At 63.9% G+C, this 18,160-nt stretch carries 19 protein-coding genes; 2 read left to right on the top strand and 17 right to left on the bottom strand.

The window, feature by feature from the left end:
- Positions 1 to 237 precede the first annotated feature (237 nt).
- The 12 genes from LR394_RS38705 to LR394_RS38650 all read right to left on the bottom strand — a co-directional run bounded on the left by LR394_RS38705 (position 238) and on the right by LR394_RS38650 (position 10,120).
- A complete protein-coding gene (locus tag LR394_RS38705; protein WP_231449694.1) occupies positions 238 to 897 on the bottom strand; it encodes an SAF domain-containing protein in 660 nt (219 codons plus the stop codon).
- The gene (locus LR394_RS38700; RefSeq protein WP_231449693.1) at positions 894 to 1,451 is read right to left on the bottom strand and encodes a hypothetical protein; all 558 of its coding nucleotides are present in this window, start codon (positions 1,449 to 1,451) and stop codon (positions 894 to 896) included. The genes LR394_RS38705 and LR394_RS38700 overlap by 4 nt, the downstream gene beginning before the upstream one ends.
- A 341-nt stretch (positions 1,452 to 1,792) precedes the next feature.
- A complete protein-coding gene (locus LR394_RS38695) occupies positions 1,793 to 2,389 on the bottom strand; it encodes a hypothetical protein (RefSeq protein WP_231449692.1) in 597 nt (198 codons plus the stop codon).
- A gap of 148 nt (positions 2,390 to 2,537) precedes the next feature.
- Complete coding sequence (locus tag LR394_RS38690) at positions 2,538 to 3,284, bottom strand: hypothetical protein (RefSeq protein WP_231449691.1); 747 nt, start codon at positions 3,282 to 3,284, stop codon at positions 2,538 to 2,540.
- Positions 3,285 to 3,727: 443 nt separating this feature from the next.
- Positions 3,728 to 4,270 (bottom strand): plasmid pRiA4b ORF-3 family protein, encoded by a 543-nt coding sequence (locus LR394_RS38685; protein ID WP_231449690.1) that lies wholly within the window; start codon positions 4,268 to 4,270, stop codon positions 3,728 to 3,730.
- 391 nt (positions 4,271 to 4,661) lie between these two features.
- On the bottom strand, positions 4,662 to 6,065 hold the full coding sequence (locus LR394_RS38680) for a hypothetical protein (RefSeq protein ID WP_231449689.1): 1,404 nt from the start codon (positions 6,063 to 6,065) through the stop codon (positions 4,662 to 4,664).
- Between the two features lie 98 nt (positions 6,066 to 6,163).
- Positions 6,164 to 6,700: a flavoprotein gene (locus tag LR394_RS38675; RefSeq protein ID WP_231449688.1), complete on the bottom strand. Its 537-nt coding sequence runs from the start codon at positions 6,698 to 6,700 to the stop codon at positions 6,164 to 6,166.
- 4 nt (positions 6,701 to 6,704) lie between these two features.
- Positions 6,705 to 8,042 carry a hypothetical protein gene (locus LR394_RS38670; RefSeq protein ID WP_231449687.1) on the bottom strand — a complete coding sequence of 446 codons (1,338 nt, stop codon included), beginning with the start codon at positions 8,040 to 8,042 and terminating at the stop codon, positions 6,705 to 6,707.
- 69 nt (positions 8,043 to 8,111) lie between these two features.
- Complete coding sequence (locus LR394_RS38665; protein WP_269330488.1) at positions 8,112 to 8,321, bottom strand: DUF397 domain-containing protein; 210 nt, start codon at positions 8,319 to 8,321, stop codon at positions 8,112 to 8,114.
- A 69-nt stretch (positions 8,322 to 8,390) separates the two neighbouring features.
- Positions 8,391 to 8,774: a Scr1 family TA system antitoxin-like transcriptional regulator gene (locus tag LR394_RS38660; RefSeq protein WP_331283138.1), complete on the bottom strand. Its 384-nt coding sequence runs from the start codon at positions 8,772 to 8,774 to the stop codon at positions 8,391 to 8,393.
- A 309-nt stretch (positions 8,775 to 9,083) separates the two neighbouring features.
- Positions 9,084 to 9,284 carry a DUF397 domain-containing protein gene (locus tag LR394_RS38655; protein ID WP_231449685.1) on the bottom strand — a complete coding sequence of 67 codons (201 nt, stop codon included), beginning with the start codon at positions 9,282 to 9,284 and terminating at the stop codon, positions 9,084 to 9,086.
- Entirely contained in the window at positions 9,281 to 10,120 is an 840-nt protein-coding gene (locus tag LR394_RS38650; RefSeq protein ID WP_231449684.1) for a helix-turn-helix domain-containing protein, read from the bottom strand. Before LR394_RS38650 ends, LR394_RS38655 begins: the two co-directional genes overlap by 4 nt.
- 385 nt (positions 10,121 to 10,505) lie before the next feature.
- On the opposite strand from LR394_RS38650, the gene LR394_RS38645 reads away from it, so the two are divergent.
- Positions 10,506 to 10,904, top strand: a complete 399-nt coding sequence (locus LR394_RS38645; protein WP_231449683.1) for a helix-turn-helix domain-containing protein — start codon at positions 10,506 to 10,508, stop codon at positions 10,902 to 10,904.
- Between the two features lie 32 nt (positions 10,905 to 10,936).
- Entirely contained in the window at positions 10,937 to 11,299 is a 363-nt protein-coding gene (locus tag LR394_RS38640) for a DUF397 domain-containing protein (RefSeq protein ID WP_231449682.1), read from the top strand.
- A gap of 113 nt (positions 11,300 to 11,412) precedes the next feature.
- Here the strand turns inward: LR394_RS38640 and LR394_RS38635 are convergent, their stop codons facing one another.
- The 5 genes from LR394_RS38635 to fxlM all read right to left on the bottom strand — a co-directional run bounded on the left by LR394_RS38635 (position 11,413) and on the right by fxlM (position 17,866).
- On the bottom strand, positions 11,413 to 12,255 hold the full coding sequence (locus LR394_RS38635) for a thiopeptide-type bacteriocin biosynthesis protein (RefSeq protein WP_231449681.1): 843 nt from the start codon (positions 12,253 to 12,255) through the stop codon (positions 11,413 to 11,415).
- 13 nt (positions 12,256 to 12,268) lie between these two features.
- A complete protein-coding gene (locus LR394_RS38630) occupies positions 12,269 to 13,345 on the bottom strand; it encodes a lanthionine synthetase C family protein (protein ID WP_231449680.1) in 1,077 nt (358 codons plus the stop codon).
- Positions 13,342 to 16,242, bottom strand: coding sequence for a lantibiotic dehydratase (locus LR394_RS38625; protein WP_231449679.1), 2,901 nt, complete (start codon positions 16,240 to 16,242; stop codon positions 13,342 to 13,344). The genes LR394_RS38630 and LR394_RS38625 overlap by 4 nt, the downstream gene beginning before the upstream one ends.
- A gap of 193 nt (positions 16,243 to 16,435) precedes the next feature.
- Positions 16,436 to 16,561, bottom strand: a complete 126-nt coding sequence (locus LR394_RS38620; RefSeq protein WP_231449678.1) for an FxLD family lanthipeptide — start codon at positions 16,559 to 16,561, stop codon at positions 16,436 to 16,438.
- Between the two features lie 66 nt (positions 16,562 to 16,627).
- Positions 16,628 to 17,866 (bottom strand): methyltransferase, FxLD system, encoded by a 1,239-nt coding sequence (fxlM, locus tag LR394_RS38615; protein ID WP_269330487.1) that lies wholly within the window; start codon positions 17,864 to 17,866, stop codon positions 16,628 to 16,630.
- Positions 17,867 to 18,160: the final 294 nt, after the last annotated feature.

Raw genomic sequence — 18,160 nt, 5'->3', positions numbered from 1 at the left:
CGTCCCGGCTCAACGGACTCTGCCCGGCCCGCGCCCGTTGACTCTGAGCACCTGTCAACCGCTGAGCCACCTGAGCACGCAATTCCCTGACCAACGCGAAATCTACAGCCGTCACCCTCGCTCGCCTCTCCCCTCGCCCTGCCCCCGGCAGACCGGATCCTTCGCGAAAACCTCGACGTTGAGCGGGATTCACGCAGCCACAGCGCGCTCCCCGACCCGTGCAGTTCAACGACGCTGTCAGCTACCCCCGACCCGGATCAGCCCGATCTGCTCACGGCTGGCCGCCACCAACAACGGCATCGCTGAGTCCGACGCCACCCGCAGCGTCACCTTCAGATCCCCGGAACTCGAGGATTCTTCCGACACGTCAGCCACCAGCGCGCCGTCCACCAGCACTGAACCCGACGAAAGATCACTCGTACTATTGTCGTTCGAGGAACCGTCCGGGTCCGGAATGAGCGCCACCCGGACCGTGTCCCCAGCCTGCAGACCGTGCGGCACCATGCCCGAGCGAATACTGACCCCCAGGCTGGCCTGACCGGCGTCCGATGCCGCCGGCGCCATCACCGAGGTCGGCTGAAGAATCGTGCCCGCCTCCAGCGTGAAAGCCGCCCGCTGCCCAACAACCTGATCCAGCTGATCCACCGACATCACCGAAACATTCCCGGCCACATCCGTACTCGTCAGATCCGCCCGCGTGATCTCCTGCGCCTGCACCACCCGCTGCGCCAACACCAGCACCTGCGCCTTCGTACCAGCACGCTCAATCACCATCGCAACGAAGAACATCACGACCAGAAACAGCACCAACGTCAGCACAATCCGCGCCGGACTGCGACGACGCACCAGTACACGCTCCCGGGCAGGCGCCGCCAACCTGAACGGCCCGGTACTCACCGCACGCCCGCCGTCACCGACTCCAGCACCGTGATCGTCTGATTCGCGCTGGCCGTCAGCACACCCAGATCACCACCGGAACCGCCCGATCCAGTCCACGACACCTCGTAAGGCACCTCCACCGACACCTCAACCCTCCGCCCTGATTCCGACACCATCACCGCGCACCCATCACCGTCGGGAACACCCGCACCATCCGCCAGCCGCCAAGCCCTCCCCGGCCCCGCGCAACTCACGCTCTCCGAACCCACACGAATAACCATCTCCCGCGGCCGGGCCGTGACCGTCGCCCACTGAGCACCCAGACCTCCACCAGCCCCGCCACCTGTACTCGCGGTCGCTTCCTTCTCCTCCCAGGAACTTTCAAGCCACACCCACAAGTACTCGTTGACCCATCCCGAACCCGACGGCGATCGAGCCAACCTTGGCTTCGGCAGCCGGAGACCCTCCTTCGCCTGCTGGGCCAGGACGATAGGATCCACGCCGACGGCCTCGGCCTCCGCGCCCGTCGGCGCCCAATAGGTGTTGACCACCGGTTCCACGTACCTAGTCATGGGGCAGGTCCTTGTGTAAATGGTGCCGTCCGTGTTGCCTTTCCATACGGGATCCGAAACAGGAGGCTGCGGGGCCATGGGCAAAACCACGCAGAGATCTCCCTTGCTGTTCCTGTCTGGTCCGGCAGAGCTCTCTTTAGCGGTCCGTATTGTCCGCTCCGACTTCTGCGAGTTTGGCCGATCGGGCACCACCTCAAGCGATTGCGCCTCAGCGACGCACATGCCGAGACCGGAATAGCACGTTGCCCCAACCTCACCTTCAGGATCCGTTGTAGCCCAAGCGCTCGTCGCTACCAGCCATGTCGCTGCGATCGCTCCGAACGGCATCAGTAGGTTCGCGCTTAGGGCTCGCATGAACCTCCTTGCTTCGCTTCGGCCTCCTGGACACCCCAGCGCCCGTCGACGGAGATCAGGGCAATGTTCGAAAGGAACGGCTCATCGAGATGTTCGTCGTCGACCAGATCCAACGCTTTATCGGTCTCGCGGTTGTACGGCGCGAACCGCCCCTGCGGAACTTGACAATCGGCGAGTCGTACGAGCGGGTACGGTTTCGCATTCAGCTTGGCCTCGACGACCGACACGTTGGACTTTGCCGCATCGCCCCGGAACTCGGCGTCATAGGAGTCAAGCACGTACATGAAGACGATGGTTTCCGATCGAGCAGGATCGTAGGCCCAACGCTTGAATTCAGCCCCTTCTGGCCATGTCTCGCCCTTGCCAACGGGATTCCGCAGAACACTGTCACGGGCCCGCACATAAGACTCGTAAGCCGCGACCGCCTGCTGGACCTCTGGATCCAGGGCGGGCGACGGAGCCGACGAACTGGCAGTCACAGGAGGAGACGGATCTGCTAACGAACCGCCTTCATCATCCGAGCATGCGACTAGCGCGGCGAGCGCCACGCCCGCCATGACAATGGCGTGGATTCGCCTGTTCACCTGTGGTCTCCCGTAGCCGCCTGCGCACTGCACTGTCAGTGCAACCATTCGTCTACCGTCCGTCACCAATCAATGTCAACACATTACGGACATATGTAACTGGTTCTTGTTTCGCCGAAATCCCGAATACCTCTCTGGCCTGCACCCTTCACCTTTGGTCCGGCGCGGCCGCTCCTTGGAGCATTCGGTAGCCCGCTGCGTACGCTGGCCCGCTTCCGGGCCTCTGGATCGGCTCAGAAGCGGCACTCTGTCCGTGCTGAATGAGCCAGTGTCGGCCGGTCCAGATCATCGCCTCACAGTGCGCGAAGAACTCTGAGTTCGAGTGGTCGGCCGTCTGCTTCTGCTCGGGGATCTGCACGCGCAGCAAGAGGCAGACGTTGTGCCGATCTTGCGTGGCGCTCTTGTCGACGCGGGCCATCACGGGAATCACCCGCAGGTTCTTGATCGGACGGTCGCGTACGTCATCGATAAGCGCCTCGATGGTCCACTGTGGCGAACGGACCGTTTCGCTGTTGGACCAGGCGCGCAGAGATCGCTCAGCGACCTTGAATGGCTGGCTTAAAACTGCGACGTCGATGGCGGCCAACTGCGCGACAGCACCTTCGGGCGACTGCGGATACCCGGTAGCGACGCCGTGGATCCCGGTGACCGCGGATGCTGGGAGGACGAGGGGCGCCGGCGTCGTGCTCGACGTGGCTGCCGATGGTGGATGGGCAGCGGCATCGTGGTCGTTCGAGAACGTGCCGATTGCGGGCTCGGACCGATTGCCATCGGTCACCGAGAGACCCTCGTGCTGCGAGTCGTGCTGTTCGTTGGAGGGCCCCGTTCCCAGTACAGCAGCAACGGACAGAACGAGACCGGTGATCAGGATGATGAGAATCCCGCCAGCTCCCACGACGAGAGCGAGCAGTCGGCGCCGGGGCACCCCTGTTCGGTGGGTCAGGCGGCCAGGCGCGCCAGTTGGTCGGTGGTGAAGCATCAGTGTCTCCTGCCGGAAGGGTTCGCTGGTGACGACGCCTCACAGGAGACAGAAGACTTGTTCCAGTATTTGTTCTAGTGGTCCCTGACCTGGACTTTTATGCGCTCTCCAGCATGTGGCCGATGACGACCAGAACGTCTTGGCGTGCTCGCAAGCCTCAAAGCCGAGCCTTCAGACGGCAGGCGACGGTGCTCCCCCGGGTAAATGAGCGCTATCACGAGCGCTTACCCGGGAAGAAGATCTGACAGTGGTCAGTGAGAATTTCCCGCTGGCGGCGAGTTACGGTCCCCGCCACGGCCAGATGGGCGCCCCACTGCCGGCCACGAACATGCGGAGAGTGACGACAGCCGGAGCTACGGTCAGCTCTGTCGGGTGCCCCATTCGGGAAGGATGGGCGGCAGGTCGCCCAGCGCCGGCCGAGGTCGCCTCGGCGCTGGGGACTCGCCGTCGTCGCTGTCCCAGGCGCGGGCGTACTGGTCGGGGATCTGTCCCCATCCCCAGGTGGGTAGCGGCCGGTCAGGGATGATGCCGAGTTCTTCCTGCGGATCGATCCGGGCTTCAGCCACGGTGCACAGGTGCGCCCAGCAGTCGCCCAGATCGAAGACATAAGCGAACTGCTCGCCCGGCTGTAGGCGGCTGAGCTTGGTCGTTCGCCCGTCCAGAGCATCATCGGGGTGTTCCCCGTCCCACCAGTCAAGCGGGGTGACCGGGGTGCCATCGGCCAAGGTGAACAGGTGCAGATGGGCGTGGTCCCAGCGAGCGAAGGCATCGTCGATCGACTCCGCGAACTGAGCGAAGGTGTGCGACCGGGCCGCTGCCAGGATCCGGCCAGGTCGAGGCCAGAGGTCGCCCCCATGTCCTGAGACCAGGTCGACCCGGATCGACAACCACGTCCGAGCCATACCGCTACCCCCGTCCTCCCACAGCCGCGACGAAGCTTTGATGGCGCTCGCTGGAATCTGCCGAGCAACTCTGGGGACGTTCACCTGAGCGCCATCAGCTTACCGAGAGTGTTCTGCGGGCGGGGAATCTAGCTGGCCGTCCACGGGGAAAATCGGTCCTGGCCACCGTCAGAGATCCTGCACGACTGGCTCGACGGCTGCCTTGCGGGCCCTCAGGGAGCAGCTCCCCTCGCGTGGCTATCGGGCAGTTGAGCAACCTGCTGTTCTCGCCCTGCGAGCCGCGCGGTGCGGTCGATGTAGAGAGAGGTATAGGAGATGATGACCTACCGGTGGGTGCCCGAAGCTAAGGCTACGGTGCTCCTGTGCGTGGCCTGTCGCGATCAGACAGTTTTCAGGTTGGCCAGGCGTGTGGTCGGGAGGCGAGCAGGGCCTCGGAGAACTCTCGAACTCGTTCGTTGGTCTTGGAGGGGGCCAGGAGGTGCAGCAAGTGATTGATGCGACCACTGCTCCGGGCGCTGGCGACACCCATCGCGGCTTCCAGTGCGCGGAGGGCCACGGTTACCGAGGCTTCCACGTCCTTCGCCTGCAGGTGGGCCTCGGCAAGATAGGACAGGTAGAGGGACGTCTCGCGCTGGTGGGAGTCGTCGTAGCGATCGACGGCCCCGGTTAGAAGGGTGATCGCTGGTTCTGGTCGCTGAAGTTGGACGTAACAACGACCCGCCATGACGGCGATCTCGTCTCGGGTGAGCCAGTAGGTGAAGTTGGGCTCAGGCTCTGCGTATTTGGTTTCGGTGAACAAGTCGTCCACGGCCCCGAGCGCTCGTTCTGTGGCACGAGCATCACCGAGGCGAGCGTTGGCCCAAGCCACACGTTCCATCAGCAGAGCTCGTGTTGTTCCGGTGGTGTGCGGCGGAACGCCGTTCGCGGCTGTGGTTGCCAAGAGCACGGCTTCGCGGGGGTCTCCGATGTTGGCGTACTGGTAGGACAATGTCGAGAGCAGGTTCGCGGCCAAGGGTTCGTCCCGAGCTGCGTGCGCCGCGCTTACCCCAGCTAGGTAATAGCGTTCGGCCTGCTGACGCAGGCCGGCGTCGTCGGCCACCCATCCGGCCAGTTGCGCGAGTTCACCTACTGACGCGAGGATCTGGCGCCCGATGGGCTCGGTATAGGAAGCGTCATCGATCATGGTCAGGGTCGTCGTTAGCTCTTGCCGAACAAGGTCATGCATGTCGGCGCCACCGAGGAAATCGTCCATCCGGCGTAGCGTCTCGGTGCGCTCGATCACCAAGTCGGCCAGTCGCTGCCCGATGCGTCGGCCGGAGCGAAGTTCGAGAATCTGCGGGGGCTGCGTTGTTCGCCATGCTTGAGAGACCTCTCGGGCCGTCTGTGGGCCCAATTCGCCTCCGCTAGCAATGAAACCAGCTAGCTCATGGATACGGTCAGGCGTCCATGGCGAGTCGGAAAGGTCGATACTTTCGATGGTTCTCTCGGCTGCCCTCAGCGCCTTGCTACTGTTCCCAGCCGCTGATGCCACTGACCCGGTCCGCTCCTCATGCTCCGCACCATGGTGGTCGCCCGAGGGTCGTTGGGGTTGGCTTCTCTGCCTGGGGTAGAAGCCCAGGGATGCGTCGTCGGGCGCTGGCAGGATACTTCGAAGTGCTGCGCGATACTGGGCATTTGGCCAGTGATGCTTGCCGAGCTCCAGCTTGCTGATGTACGAACGGTCAAGGTTGACCAGCCGGTCGTAGTGTTTCCACACGTAGGCATTGATGGCTTCGGCAAGTTCCTGCGGAGACATCTCCTGCCCTGACCCGCTGGGAGACCTCACAGATCGGCGCGCCCGGGTGAGCCGCTCGTTCGGCGTTCTCCCGGTCGCATCGCTCCGTTCAGCCATGGTCAGTGCTCCCTGGCCCCCGGGTCGGCGAACGATGCGAGAAGTTCGGTGACGGTACGCCACTCGAAGGGGTGGCTGGGGTCTGTCGGCCGCAAGGATTCGGTTTCGGTGAAGATCACGCCGGCGCCGGTGAGAAGGCCGATGTGTGTCGCGAACGCGGGGTGCGATGTCAGGCTGGGCTTTGCGTAGACAGTCGCGATGACCGGCAGACGAATCCCGAGCACTTCGTTGAGGATCCCGAGGGCCAGGGTGTCGTTAGTGCCGTTGGCCCACTGGTTGATGGTGTTGAACGTCGCCGGCGCCACCACGACGGCGTCAGCCTTCGGGAGGCTGCGAGCTTCATCGGGACGGCGCGGTCGGTGGGAGACAGGGTGGCCGGTCTGCGCTTCGACCGTGCTGACGGGGATCCACTCCATTGCGCTCGGGGTCGCGATGACGTGGACATTCCAGCTGTCGGCGTGGAGGAGGTCGATCAGCTCGGTGATGCTCCGCGCTGGGGGTGCAGCGCAGACGATGAGGTAGAGAACGCGGTTGCTCATCGGCTCAGACTTCCACCTTGGCGCGGGCTGCGAGAGCGCGTAGCCCTGGGGTGCTCGTTCGTCGCTCCCTGGTCAACAGGCCCATGATCAGCGAACGAGCTGGTGGATGAACACGCAGCAGCTGGGGTGCCATCACTTCAGCCTGGAGCAGGTGAAGCAGGGCTGAGGGGTCGCCTTCGGGTCGCTGGCTGAAGGCTGTGGCGAGGTCTAGGTGCACCTGCGTCCGGCGGCTGACCAGCGAGACCGGCATGCGCGAGGTGTCGAGCCGTTCGCCCAGGTCGATGGCGCGCTGAGGGTCCGTCTCGGTGGTGATGCCGACCTGGTGGATCAGGACGTTGGTGGGCCCGAATCCGGTCCACAGCTCGTTGCGGTCACCACCGAGTTGATCGGCGAGGACGCGGGCAGCCTGAAGGTGCTGCTCGGCCTGAGGCAGATCGTGCCTACGGGATGCGAGGACGGCCGCCAGGAGCGTCAGCGCCCCTACCACGGAGATGCGTGCTGGATCGTTGATGGTGCCTGACCTGGCGGTGGCGAGACCTCGTTCGACCAGGTGGCGGGCTTCGTCCTGTCGGTCGGGCAGTTCGTAGAGAGCGCAGCCGATGGAAAAGTGTGTGGCTGTCTCCAGCGTGGGGTCTTCGGCAGCGCGGGCATGGGCGCGAGCGCGGTCGGCGGTGATCCAGGCGAGGTGAATGTCGCCGAGCTTGAGCATCAGTTTCGACAGCGCCAGATGGGCTAAGGCAGCGGCGGCGCTGGCGGATCGTGGATCGCCCGATGGCGAAGTCGCCCTGATCGCAACGGCGTTCATCACAGCTGGGACGAGGGCCAGGGCCCGTTCGTAGTCCGCACCTTGATAGGCACCGTTCATCTGCGTGACAAGCGCCCTAAGTTGGAGGTGATCTGTTTTAGGTGCGTTCGCGTCGATGGGTTCACCTGCAACGATGCTGCAACGCACCCGTTCCGAGAGTAGATGGGCTGGAGCATTGGCGGGAGGCGTTGTGGCGTCTGTTTCCTGATGGGCAGCTTGCCCGGAGGGTTTCGCTGATCGATTTCGCCGCCCGTAGAAGCCGAGGGCTGCGTCGGTGGGGACGCCGAGAATGTGTCGGAAGGCCTCCCCGTACTGGGGATTGGGCCAGCGATGCGTGCCGTTCTCGAGCTTGTTGATGTACGACCGGTCGAGATTCGCCTGACGTTTATGGTGCTCCCACACGTAAGCGTTAATCGCCTCAGCGAGTTCCTGAGGAGACATCTCCTGGCCGGAACCGCTGGGCGAGGACAGACGCCGGCGAGCCTGGATGAGCCGCTGGTTTGGCACTCTGCCAGATTCTTCATCCCGATCGGACATAGGCCCATTTTCTGCTGTCCTGCCCTCCAGGGCGAGCCCCTGGGGAGCAGCTACCGAGGAAACCGCAGGTCAGGAGAACTCGCCATCCCGGACTCCGGCGTGGAACGCCTCCCACTCCTGGGTGGAGAAGGTCAGGTGTCCGCCGTGGGCGTTCTTGGAGTCGCGAACCCCGACGTAGCCCTCAGCGTCGAACGACACCTCGACGCAGTTGTCACCGCCTCCGCTGTGGCTGGACTTCCGCCAGGTGAGGAAAGTGGGGGTGTCAGTCACGATGGTCATCCTGTCCTGTGCAAGTTCTCCGCCACAGTGGCGAGGAAGTCGAGGCTGTCGGCCGTGGTCAGTGCAGCCTCAGCGAGGTCGCGATGCAGTTGGCGGTAGTAGTTCACCTGGTCGTTCTGCGTGATGACCAAGGTCGGAGGTGATGATGTCCACCGCAAAGACCACGGGGTCGTCGGGGTCACGGTAGCTGTAGATGGAGAACGCGGACCGGGGAACCATCTGGGCATCAATCCGGGCGGTGAAGGGCAGCGCCCGAATGATGATGTTCGTACGCTCATGACCAAGGAGCAACAGGTGATCGATCTGCTTGCCGACCACCTCGGCCTGAGCGGCGTACCGACGGATCGCCAGTTCATCGATCACTACCTCGTACCGGGGAGGTCCCGTCTCCCGGTACAGAACGTCCTGGCGTCTCCGTCGGGCTTCCGGTGATTCGGCCCGCCGCCAGGCAATCAGCGCTGGTTAGCGGTCGAGAGCGCTACGATCTACCGCCCGACCGGCATCCCTCCAGGGATCTTCACCGGCCGAGGGCACTCGACACGCCACATGACCGAACGGTTGATTCGCTCCCGCCGGGCCGGCCGTTCAAGATCCACAAGTGGAGCCAAAACTCACTTGGGCCAGATCAAGCTGTTACGACCAACCGCGGCGCTTTTCGCTCTCATCGACGTGCAGTAGGCATTCAGAGCTGTGCCGAACGTCAAGCGCCTCGGCTATCGATGGCGATAGCCGAGGCGCCCCGTAGCAGTGCCAGAAATCCGCTCAGTCGAGCAAAGCGTCGAACTCGCCGTTCTTCGCCCCCGCTACCCAGACACCGATCCCACCCTGGGCGACTTCTAGAACAGGGCCCCGCCCGTGCTGCTTGGAGTCGCGCACCAAGACGGTGTCGTCCCTGGTCAGCCCCATCTCCACGCATTGATTGGTATCCGCACTGGCGGATGCCTTCACGAAGTCGATCTTCATGTCACGCATTGCAGATGCTCCTCAATCGGTACGGACTTCGCCTTGATGATGGCGAACCGACGGCGCGCGTTCCGCACCGGCTCGGTGTCCGCAGAGTATTGCGCCGCCAGGTACCCGTCCGTATGCAGCACGTCCGGCTCTTGCGACTCTTCCGAGAAGCCCAGCAGAGCGAACTCGCCCTTGCCACCGGGGTGCGCACCGACCGAGAACGGCAGCACTCGGATGTCGACATTCGGGAGTGCGTTCAGTTGGCGTAGGTAGGCGATCTGCTCTTCCATACCTTCTGGCCCGCCCACCTGCCGGTGGAGCACTTCTTCTCCGACGACAACGCACAGGTCGGCCGAAGCCATCGCTTCTTGGCGCCTGGTGCGAACAGCCACCTGCCTGTTGATGGTCTCCTCGTCGAACCCGTCCGGCGCGGTCTGGAACTGCGCGACCTGGTAGCGGTGAGACTGGACCAACCCGGGAACTAGCATTGGACCGAAGATGTCGATGCTGGTGGCGAACGCTTCGAGCTCGAGCAGAGTGAAGAAGGCCCGATCGTTGGGTAGGCCCTTGGCCAGGTCGACGTACCATGTGACCTGCTCATCCTGCTTGGCCATGGCTTCGAGGTTCGCCGTCGTCTCTTCGTCGGCACCGATGATGCGACACAGGTGCAGGATGTCTCCGGGGCTGGGCCGTGTCTCAGCCTTTTCGATTCTCTTCCATTTCGATACGGACCCAGCGCCAGCATCGGCGAGATCCCTGTGCGAGAGGCCGGCGGCCTCTCGCAGTGCGCGGACCTGACGGGCCAGCGAACGTCGAACACTCCGTTTGGATTGCGGCTTATCCCCCATAAAACTAATTGTATGGGGTCGTTTCGGACAGAGCCAGGGTGATCCGGTTCGGATTGAACGGGTTCACAGCGCACGGTTCACGCAGGGCGGTCCACTCCTACCGGTCCACATTGCGGGGTCCAAAGTGGACTCTTAACAGAATGATTGAAAGGGAACAATCTATTGACCTACCCCAACGCCGCTGACCAGAAACCCTTTTTGACCCCAATCCCACCGCCTGTCTGGCTCAGCACCAGAACTGTCCAGCAGCAATTCACTGACCGCCCCGGGCTACGGCGAGTTTCGACACCACCGCAGCCCGGGGCCTCCACGGAGACCGAGAGGGTTCGATCTCCACTCTGAAAGGTTCACTAGAAGTGAAAACTCAGATGAAGGTCGGAACTTAATGGAAACATCGGTCAAGACACAGCACTCCATCGGCCCCTTACCAGAGGCCCTCCCCAGCGATCTGACGATCAATGGCGCCGTGACGGTGGTGCGGTGGAACGGCAAGATGACCGAGGCACTTCGCTACGCCTTGCGTCGACCGATCGTAGATTTCGCACGCTATCTAGGCGTTTCACCGCGGACGGTTTCGAAGTGGGCGTCCCGCGGTGATCAGGTCGTCTTGACCCTTCCGTTCCAGAGCATCCTCGACGCCGCTCTTGAAAGATCCTCAGAGGATGAACGAAACAGGTTCATTGCCCTCTGCCACGATGAGGTACCTCTGGTGATTCTGACTTACGTCAAAGACGAAGCTCGCGATGACACATCGGATACTGCACCGCGATCCCAGACCGACTGACCACCGGCGCATGTCCTGGAGGGAACGAAGTAATGCCTACACTCGAAGTTTTCCACGAGCCTGCGGGCGCAACGCTGGTCCGTCATGGGAAGGATCCTAAAGGGCCGCGCCTGCGTTTCTCGTTCTCGGAGTGGTGCGACTTCGTCGCTGCCACCAAGGAACGAAAGCTCGAAGATGACTGTGCGGTAATGATTCGCCAGTATCCCGGCGGCGTGGTGCTGATGTCCAACAGGCAGACAGCCGAAGGCCCAGTTCTCATCTGCTCCCGTCAGGAGTGGGGCCAATTCATCATGGGCGTCGATGAGGGCGCCTACGACCGGGACGGGTACGAACCCGTGGACGGTTGCCATGACGCCTCCTACTGCTCGAGCACCGACAGTTTGACTTCGGTCTGATTGATCGGAGTCAGTTGAGAGGTCCGCGATCGATCGTGAAACCTCTGACCTAGAAAGCCGGGGCGGGTGACAGTCACCCGCCGACACCCTCCACCCGTCCCGGCTCAAGGTCATCAGCCAATGAGCGCATCTCTGGAGACGGTCGCCCAAACTGACTGCTGGTTAACGCTTATTCCGATCCGATTCCAGTGGAACAGTACGTGCAGAGCTAGTACAGAGCGCAGCCCGCGCGCCATTGACCCCTGCTGGGCGCTCGCCCCGAGTTCGGCGCCTACGGCCGCAAGATCTTGAGCCCAGCCAGAGACAGCACTGAACGGACCACTCTCACAGGTGACGGCGGCTGTGTCGGTGGTGAGTAGTGCCCGGGCTTTCTCTATAAGCGTTTTCCGTGTCTCGGGTGCCAAGTCGGGGGTAGGGCGCTGCGCTGCCACCTTGGCCCAGACGTCGCCTCGTTCATATCGGTCCAGTCCTGCAGCGCGCTGTAGGTGCGTCATCAAGATCAACGACAGTAGGCGCCGATCGGGTACATCTTTTCCGAAGGGCCGCTCGGTGAGCAGATGGGCGATCCCGGTGCTGTCGGCGACGAACACGTCGTGTGCAAGGGTCATGCCGAGCGGCCCGCCGAACGCCGTGGTCTCCTCTTCATAGATCGACAGCCACCAGCGTGAGACCACACCGTTGGTGCGTGCTCGCTCCAGTGCGGTCCGCACCGCGACGAACTCCTCCAGCTCGGAAGACACCCGGAGCATCCGCACTCGCCATCCCGGCGGCTTGCGCATGAACCACCATGTCAGATCACCACGCTGGTGAGCCTGCTGGAGCACAGGCAATAGATGCTGGGCGGCGATCTCGTCGGCCCGCGAGCTCTGGGCAAACTCGATGTTCAGCTGCAGCCAGGTTGTGGAAGGCGCCTCCACAGCAGCGATCTGCGCTTCGTCAAGGTCATTGCCGTCCATCGCCATCTCCCGATCAGACCAGGGCCAGACAGGCGTCCCACGGCAGCGCTTTGCCTTGGGTCGCAAGTCGAACGCCAGCGCTTCCGTCAATAAGCCCGGGCACCGCCGGGACGGGGAGGACAGCGAGCCGGCTGCGCAGAGCGTCGATATGGTCACGGAACAGGTCAGGGTTCGCTGCGTCATGCGCAATGTGCTCGCAGGCCCTCAAGACGCCGGCGGTTCCGTGGCAAATCGTGGAGCCTCCGGTCCCTGCGGGGTTCGGCGCAGAGATCTGCTGCAGAATTGCCTGTTCCACCGTGCTGCGCCGGCCGCAGTCGTCGAGCGCCAGGCCAGCCAACTGTTGCGCGCGGGCGATCCCCGGGGTGCCGTAGCACCATGAAAGCGGAGGTGGCGACGTACGGCATTCGGTGTCCCACCGGTCCCACCAACAGGTCACACCGTTGGTCTGTTGCACGGCGTCGAGATGTTCCATGATACGTGCGATGGCGTCTTCGTGGCCCGTTACCTTGATTCCTTTGATCCAAGCCAAGGCCAATACTGCCAAGGGGCCGCAGATGCCGTGTGCAAGGCCGTTGTTCGTGTGAGGGCCGAACGTGGTGAAGGCATCTCGGCGATGCCAGACGCGCCAACCGGTCTGGCCGTCCGCGGCCGGTTGGGTCAGACGTACGAGGTAGGTCAGGATCTCCTCAAGGAGGGTTGGCCGGGAGCCCCGCTGGAGCCACAGGAGGGCCAGGCCGGCCAGTCCACGGAACACGTCGTACTCGGTAAAGGCCGCCAGTTCGCCGCGGTCGATGCGCCGGTGCGCTGCCGCAAGACGCGTTCGGGTCACTCGTTCGTTGACCTCGTCCAGATGCTTGATCGCGTTCTGATAGGCGCCTTGGGCCATGTGCAGCACGAATGCGAGGGCGGGGGCGCCGTAGAAGAGTCCGGCGTCTTCACCATCTACGACCGGTCCCAAACGGTTCAGATGGTGGTGCAGCTTCCGGCGGGCCGCGGGATCGGCGTGCGCTTCGATCGCCAGGGTGAGCGCGGCACCGAGGTCTCCCCGTGCCAGGGACTGCGGGTGGCTCGGCCAGGTGGCGCTGCTCATGCTGTCACCGTCTTTCGGGCTCGGGCCAGCAGAGAATGTGCGATCTCGCGGGCGCAACGCTGGGTGTGGTCCTCATGAGCGGAGTCCAGGCCGTAGGCCCGCACGTGGTGCAGGTGCACGAGTGCCGGCAGCACGTGCTCGGGGAGGCGGCCAGCGCTGCGAAGGGCCGTGCGGTAACCCTTCAGGGCGCCTTCCCGCTGGTTCCAGCTGCGGGTCAGGTTGGGGGCGCCGATCAGAGCGCCGAAGCGCTGCTCCTGTTCCGGGGATCCAAGTTTTAAGGCGAGAGTCCGGGTCTTGCGATCGATTCCGCCTGCGACGCCTCGGAGCCCGCCGTCCTCCCAGAGACGTATCGCCTGGGAGTAGTCACCGACGAGGTGGTGGGTGATGTCGAGCAGGCTGGCCATCAGCAGGGCTTGGCGTTCGTGGGGGTCGTGTCCTGGGGTGTTCTGGGCAAGGGCGGCACGGGAGTCGGCCGCGAAGAAGGCTTCGGCCGCCTGCAGGGTGTCACCGCTTCCGTACCGGCCTGTCTCGGGCTGGTCGGTATGCCATGAGATATCACCGACCAGTCGCTCGTGGTGTGCGCGAGCCGCCCAGGTCGCGATCAGCGTGGCGATCTGGCCGAAGTGATGCGCTGCGGTCAGAGTGATCCTGATGCGCAGGTGCTGGCGGGGATCGCGGTAGCGAGTAAACCACCAGCGCTCAACCCGGGAGTCGCCGTCGAGCAGGTCTCTCAGGCCGGCGGTGAGAACGTCGATGGCGGGGCTGATGCCTGTTTCAACCCTCAGCAGAACAGTACGAGCTGTACCGGGTCGTTGGGCATCGGTGGCCCGCCTGAGCACGGGCGCTGGCGGACGGTTGCGTCGCGGTGAATGTGGCTGCTGCGCGGCAAACGGCAGAGTGAGCTGCCCAACTCGGCCAAGCCATCCATGGGCAGTGTCGGGCGCAGCTTCCTGAACATGGATTGAGCCGCGCTGGCGAACCAGGGTGGCCAGCTCCCGCCGGAAGGCGGGCTGTTCAAGATCCAGGCGTAAGCGGCGGTCTGTTTCACCGGCTTGAACGACGGCCGGGACTCGCCACTGCTGGCGCCACCTCTGAATCGTCTGATCCGGGTCATATTCGCCCGCAAGGTCGGCAGCGGTAAGACGCCAGCGTGATGGTCGCAGGATGACGCGGCCAGTCCGAACACGGGGTAGATACGGCAGGTTGAAGGCCGCGCCCCAGTCGAACGGGTTCAGGACCGGCACATGCGAGCGGGGCAGTTCGACAAGGAATCGGGCGAGAGGGTCTGTCGCGTCCTTCAGATCGACCGAGTGAGGCATGAACGGTTCGATGCGGCGCTGACTGGGCAGATGCACGAGGTACAGCTGATCGGGGGTAGCGGCCACGGCGATCTCGTCAAGCCACATGGTTGTGTGCTCGGTGTGCTCGCCGAGGGCCAGTACTTCAGGAACGAGGTGCACTGTGCGGGCGACGTTTTGGGCCCGCCACCGCAGTGGGGGCGAGCACAGCTGCACCCGAACCGCCTCGTCGTCCAGGGTAGGCATGGCACGGTGCATGGCGGCAGCTTGTTCGCGCTCGCTCTGATTGCCGAGTGGAAGGAACCGGCCGGACAGAGCACCGGCTGCCGATCCGATCCCTTCGATGACCACGTCATACTTGCCCTGCTCGACATCTCGGGCGCTTTCGGCTTGGACCGCCACCGTCACATCTGTCCCGGGCAAGATGTGCCCCTGGCATTGGTGATCGAGTGCTGCGATGTCGTCGCTGGTCAGCGCGAGCTCTCCCGATCTTGCGATCATCAGGCGCTGGGCGCGACCGAGCAGGTAGGCGTCCCGTGCGGTCAATGTCTCGTCTCGAGCGACCCACGTAGAGCCGAGGAATCCGGCCGGGTACCCGAGGCCGATCACCGGGTCGATAACGTCGCGGATCGGGACCAGCTGCCCGAGAGAAAACTTTTCGAAGAATCTGGTCCGGTAGTCCTTCCACGCCGGCGGGCCCTGCGGGTGTGCGCTGGTTCGGGCCATGATGTCCAAGGCTTCAGCGACGTCCTGAATCAGCCGGTGGGGAACGACGACCGGTTCCTGTTGGCGGACGTCGAACATCAGAGGAGGAACACCCACGTCAACCAGCTCGGCCGTGGGGCCAGCACTGTGAGCGAAGCCTGCCAGCCGTTCCCGCGGCGGTGACTGGCGGGCCCGGGTCAGGGCCTTGTCGATCTTGATCAGCCCGAGCGCTGTCGGGTCCTGGTTCCGGGATCCCGCGGTTGTTCTTTCTAGAACTGTGCGGATGTGCGTCAGGGGGAAGCCGATCAGGCTGGAGGGACGCAGGTTGGAATGCAGAAAGCCGTTGCGGAGTGCGGCAGAGATGAGCGCCAGCACCCGGTCACGGGGGACATCAGGATGCAGGGCCAGAAGCTGGTTCGTCACCTGGGCTACCGGTATCGGGCGAGCAGCCGTGGCCAACAACTCGCCGAGCGCGGCCGTGGCGGTCGCCGTGACCTGGTGAGGTCCGACGGCGCCGGGCCGGTAGGGAACCCGGACCTGCCCCTGGCTGATCTGGTGCGTGGGCTCCGCCACCACGATGAGACCCTCGAGAACATCGGGATTGGCATGCAGCCGGTCCATGCAAGCGGCCAGCCATCGAGCGTCAGCGCGAGCCACCACCGTCTCGGTGACGTCCGAAGGGGTGGAGCACGTCTCCCCCACCGCGAGCGGGCCCGTCGCGGAGAACAGCCCGAAGGGCGTCGCCCGATACCACGCACGCAGCGCATAGTGCAGGGCCGCGCTGCTCACCCGCCGGGTTTCCTGGAGGGAGGGCCGATCATTACTCAGCAGACCTTCGATGGCACGGGTGAGATCCGGGCTGGCCGCACCAATGGCTTCGGCCAGCAGGGGCACACGCCACAGGCCATCCAACCACCGCAGCCAGGCCCTCGTGTCGGCGTCCTCGGAAGGGGGCACCGGGAACGGCTCGGACAGAGGCATTCTCGCCGATCGCAGTTGCCCTAATCCTGTGCAGAGATATGTCATGGCGCATCCTTCTGCCCGGCCGGGGCCACGAGCGTGAGCCCGTGGCCCCGGCGTGTTCAGATCAGAGCAGGCCGTTCACACCGGCCGGGTCGGGGGTCTCCCCGCAACCGTCGTCGGTGCTGTTGAGCAGGTCCGGCGACCGCGGCGCGGACGCGACGGTGGTGATGTCGAGGTCGAAGTCCTCCATGGTGTGTACCTCCTGATGGTTGGGATCTGTTTTCTTTGGTGCTCCTGCTCGTAGACCCCCGAGGGTCTACGACCAGGCGATCGTGAGCGTGCTGTTGCGCCGCTGCACGCTGCGGCTCGCGAGCCCGGTCGTAACAGGCGTCGGCGACGGGTTACGGGTAACGGTCAGCTGGGGCCGGCGCTGTGGGCTCCACGATCGGATCGCTTCCGCGTAGCGCTCGGCCAGGTCCGAGGCGGCCGGCCCGTACCCAATGACGCCGAGTTCCCACTCGGAGCCGTTGGGACGCAGGGTCCTATAAGCCATGCTGGAGCCCTCGACCAGCGTGGGCCTGCCGATCGGCGACGGCTGAGGAATATCGGGGGCCTCGTGCGCCCCGGCGGTGCCCGTCAGGACGACGGTGTTCAGGAGAGTGGCCAGCCATAGGTCCAGTGGCGCGAACCGCGGTTCCTGCGGAAGGTTTACTCCGGTCCAGACATGGGTAGCGTCCGACTGGATAGCTTGGGTCAGGGCCTCAGCATCGACGAGGGTGCTGTCCTCGACGCGTAGAGTGGCCCGCTGCTGGGCGTCGTCGAGCAAGGCGATGACGGTCTCTCGTTCCTCGCCGATCCCCTGCAGCGGTACGAAGCCGGCCTGCGCGATGTTGTCCGCGACGAGCGTGTCCTTCGTCTGGCGGACAAGCGCCACGCTTCGGCGCTGACTCTGCCACCGCATCGGCGCCACGATGATGCCGTCATCGCTGAGTTGATCCCACCACGCCTCGGCAATATCGGTGGTCTCAACCGTGACCACGATGCGGTCGAACGGAGCAAACTCCTGGGCTCCGAAACCAGCGTCGCCTGTCAGCACGGTCACTTGCTCATAGCCGTTGCTCTTAAGGAACTCCGTGGCCCGGGTGGTCACGTCCGAGTCGATGTCCATCGTCACTACCTGACCGGCTGGACCCACCAACTCTGCGAGGTAGGCGGCGTTGACGCCACCCGATCCGATTTCGAGAACGCGATGCCCCTTCTCGACCTGCGCCTGTTCCAACTGCGTCGCCTGGATGTAGGCCGCTGAGACCGAGCTGAGGTTAACGCCGTCCCGACCGGGCTTCGTCACCGCTGCCTTGTAGGGGTCATAGACGAGCTCGGGGTCCACGCCCTTCACCAGATGCCGCGGGACCGCCTTCAACGCCTCGATGACCTCGGGCGAGCGTGCCAGTCCCTTGTCCACCATGACAGAGACCATCTCCGCACGTAGTTCATCGGCACTGGGGTTAGTTGATGCTGAGGCGGTAGCAACCACAGGTTCTCCTCGAGAATTCATTGATAGCTGATGGTTGATGAAAGGCGAGCGGCGACGAACGCTACAGCCGCAGCACGGCTTCCGTCACATACGACCCGAATCTAATGAAATAACATTCATAAGAATAAGTTTCATTACCGGATCATCCAATTGCGTTTCACCACACTCTCTCACAAGGACAACCTTGAGTGACTTCCCGGAACGGGACGGCGCTCACATCAGCGGGATACGCGGTGGTCATTTGTGCTCAGTGCTGTTCGGGGAGATGCCACCCAACGAAGGCCATCGCTGGACTTCACGCCGCGATTCTTCTCA

This window comes from Kineosporia babensis (assembly GCF_021129305.1).
In the GTDB taxonomy this organism is placed as follows: Bacteria; Actinomycetota; Actinomycetes; order Actinomycetales; family Kineosporiaceae; genus Kineosporia; species Kineosporia babensis.
This window is presented reverse-complemented; position numbering and strand designations above follow the sequence as displayed.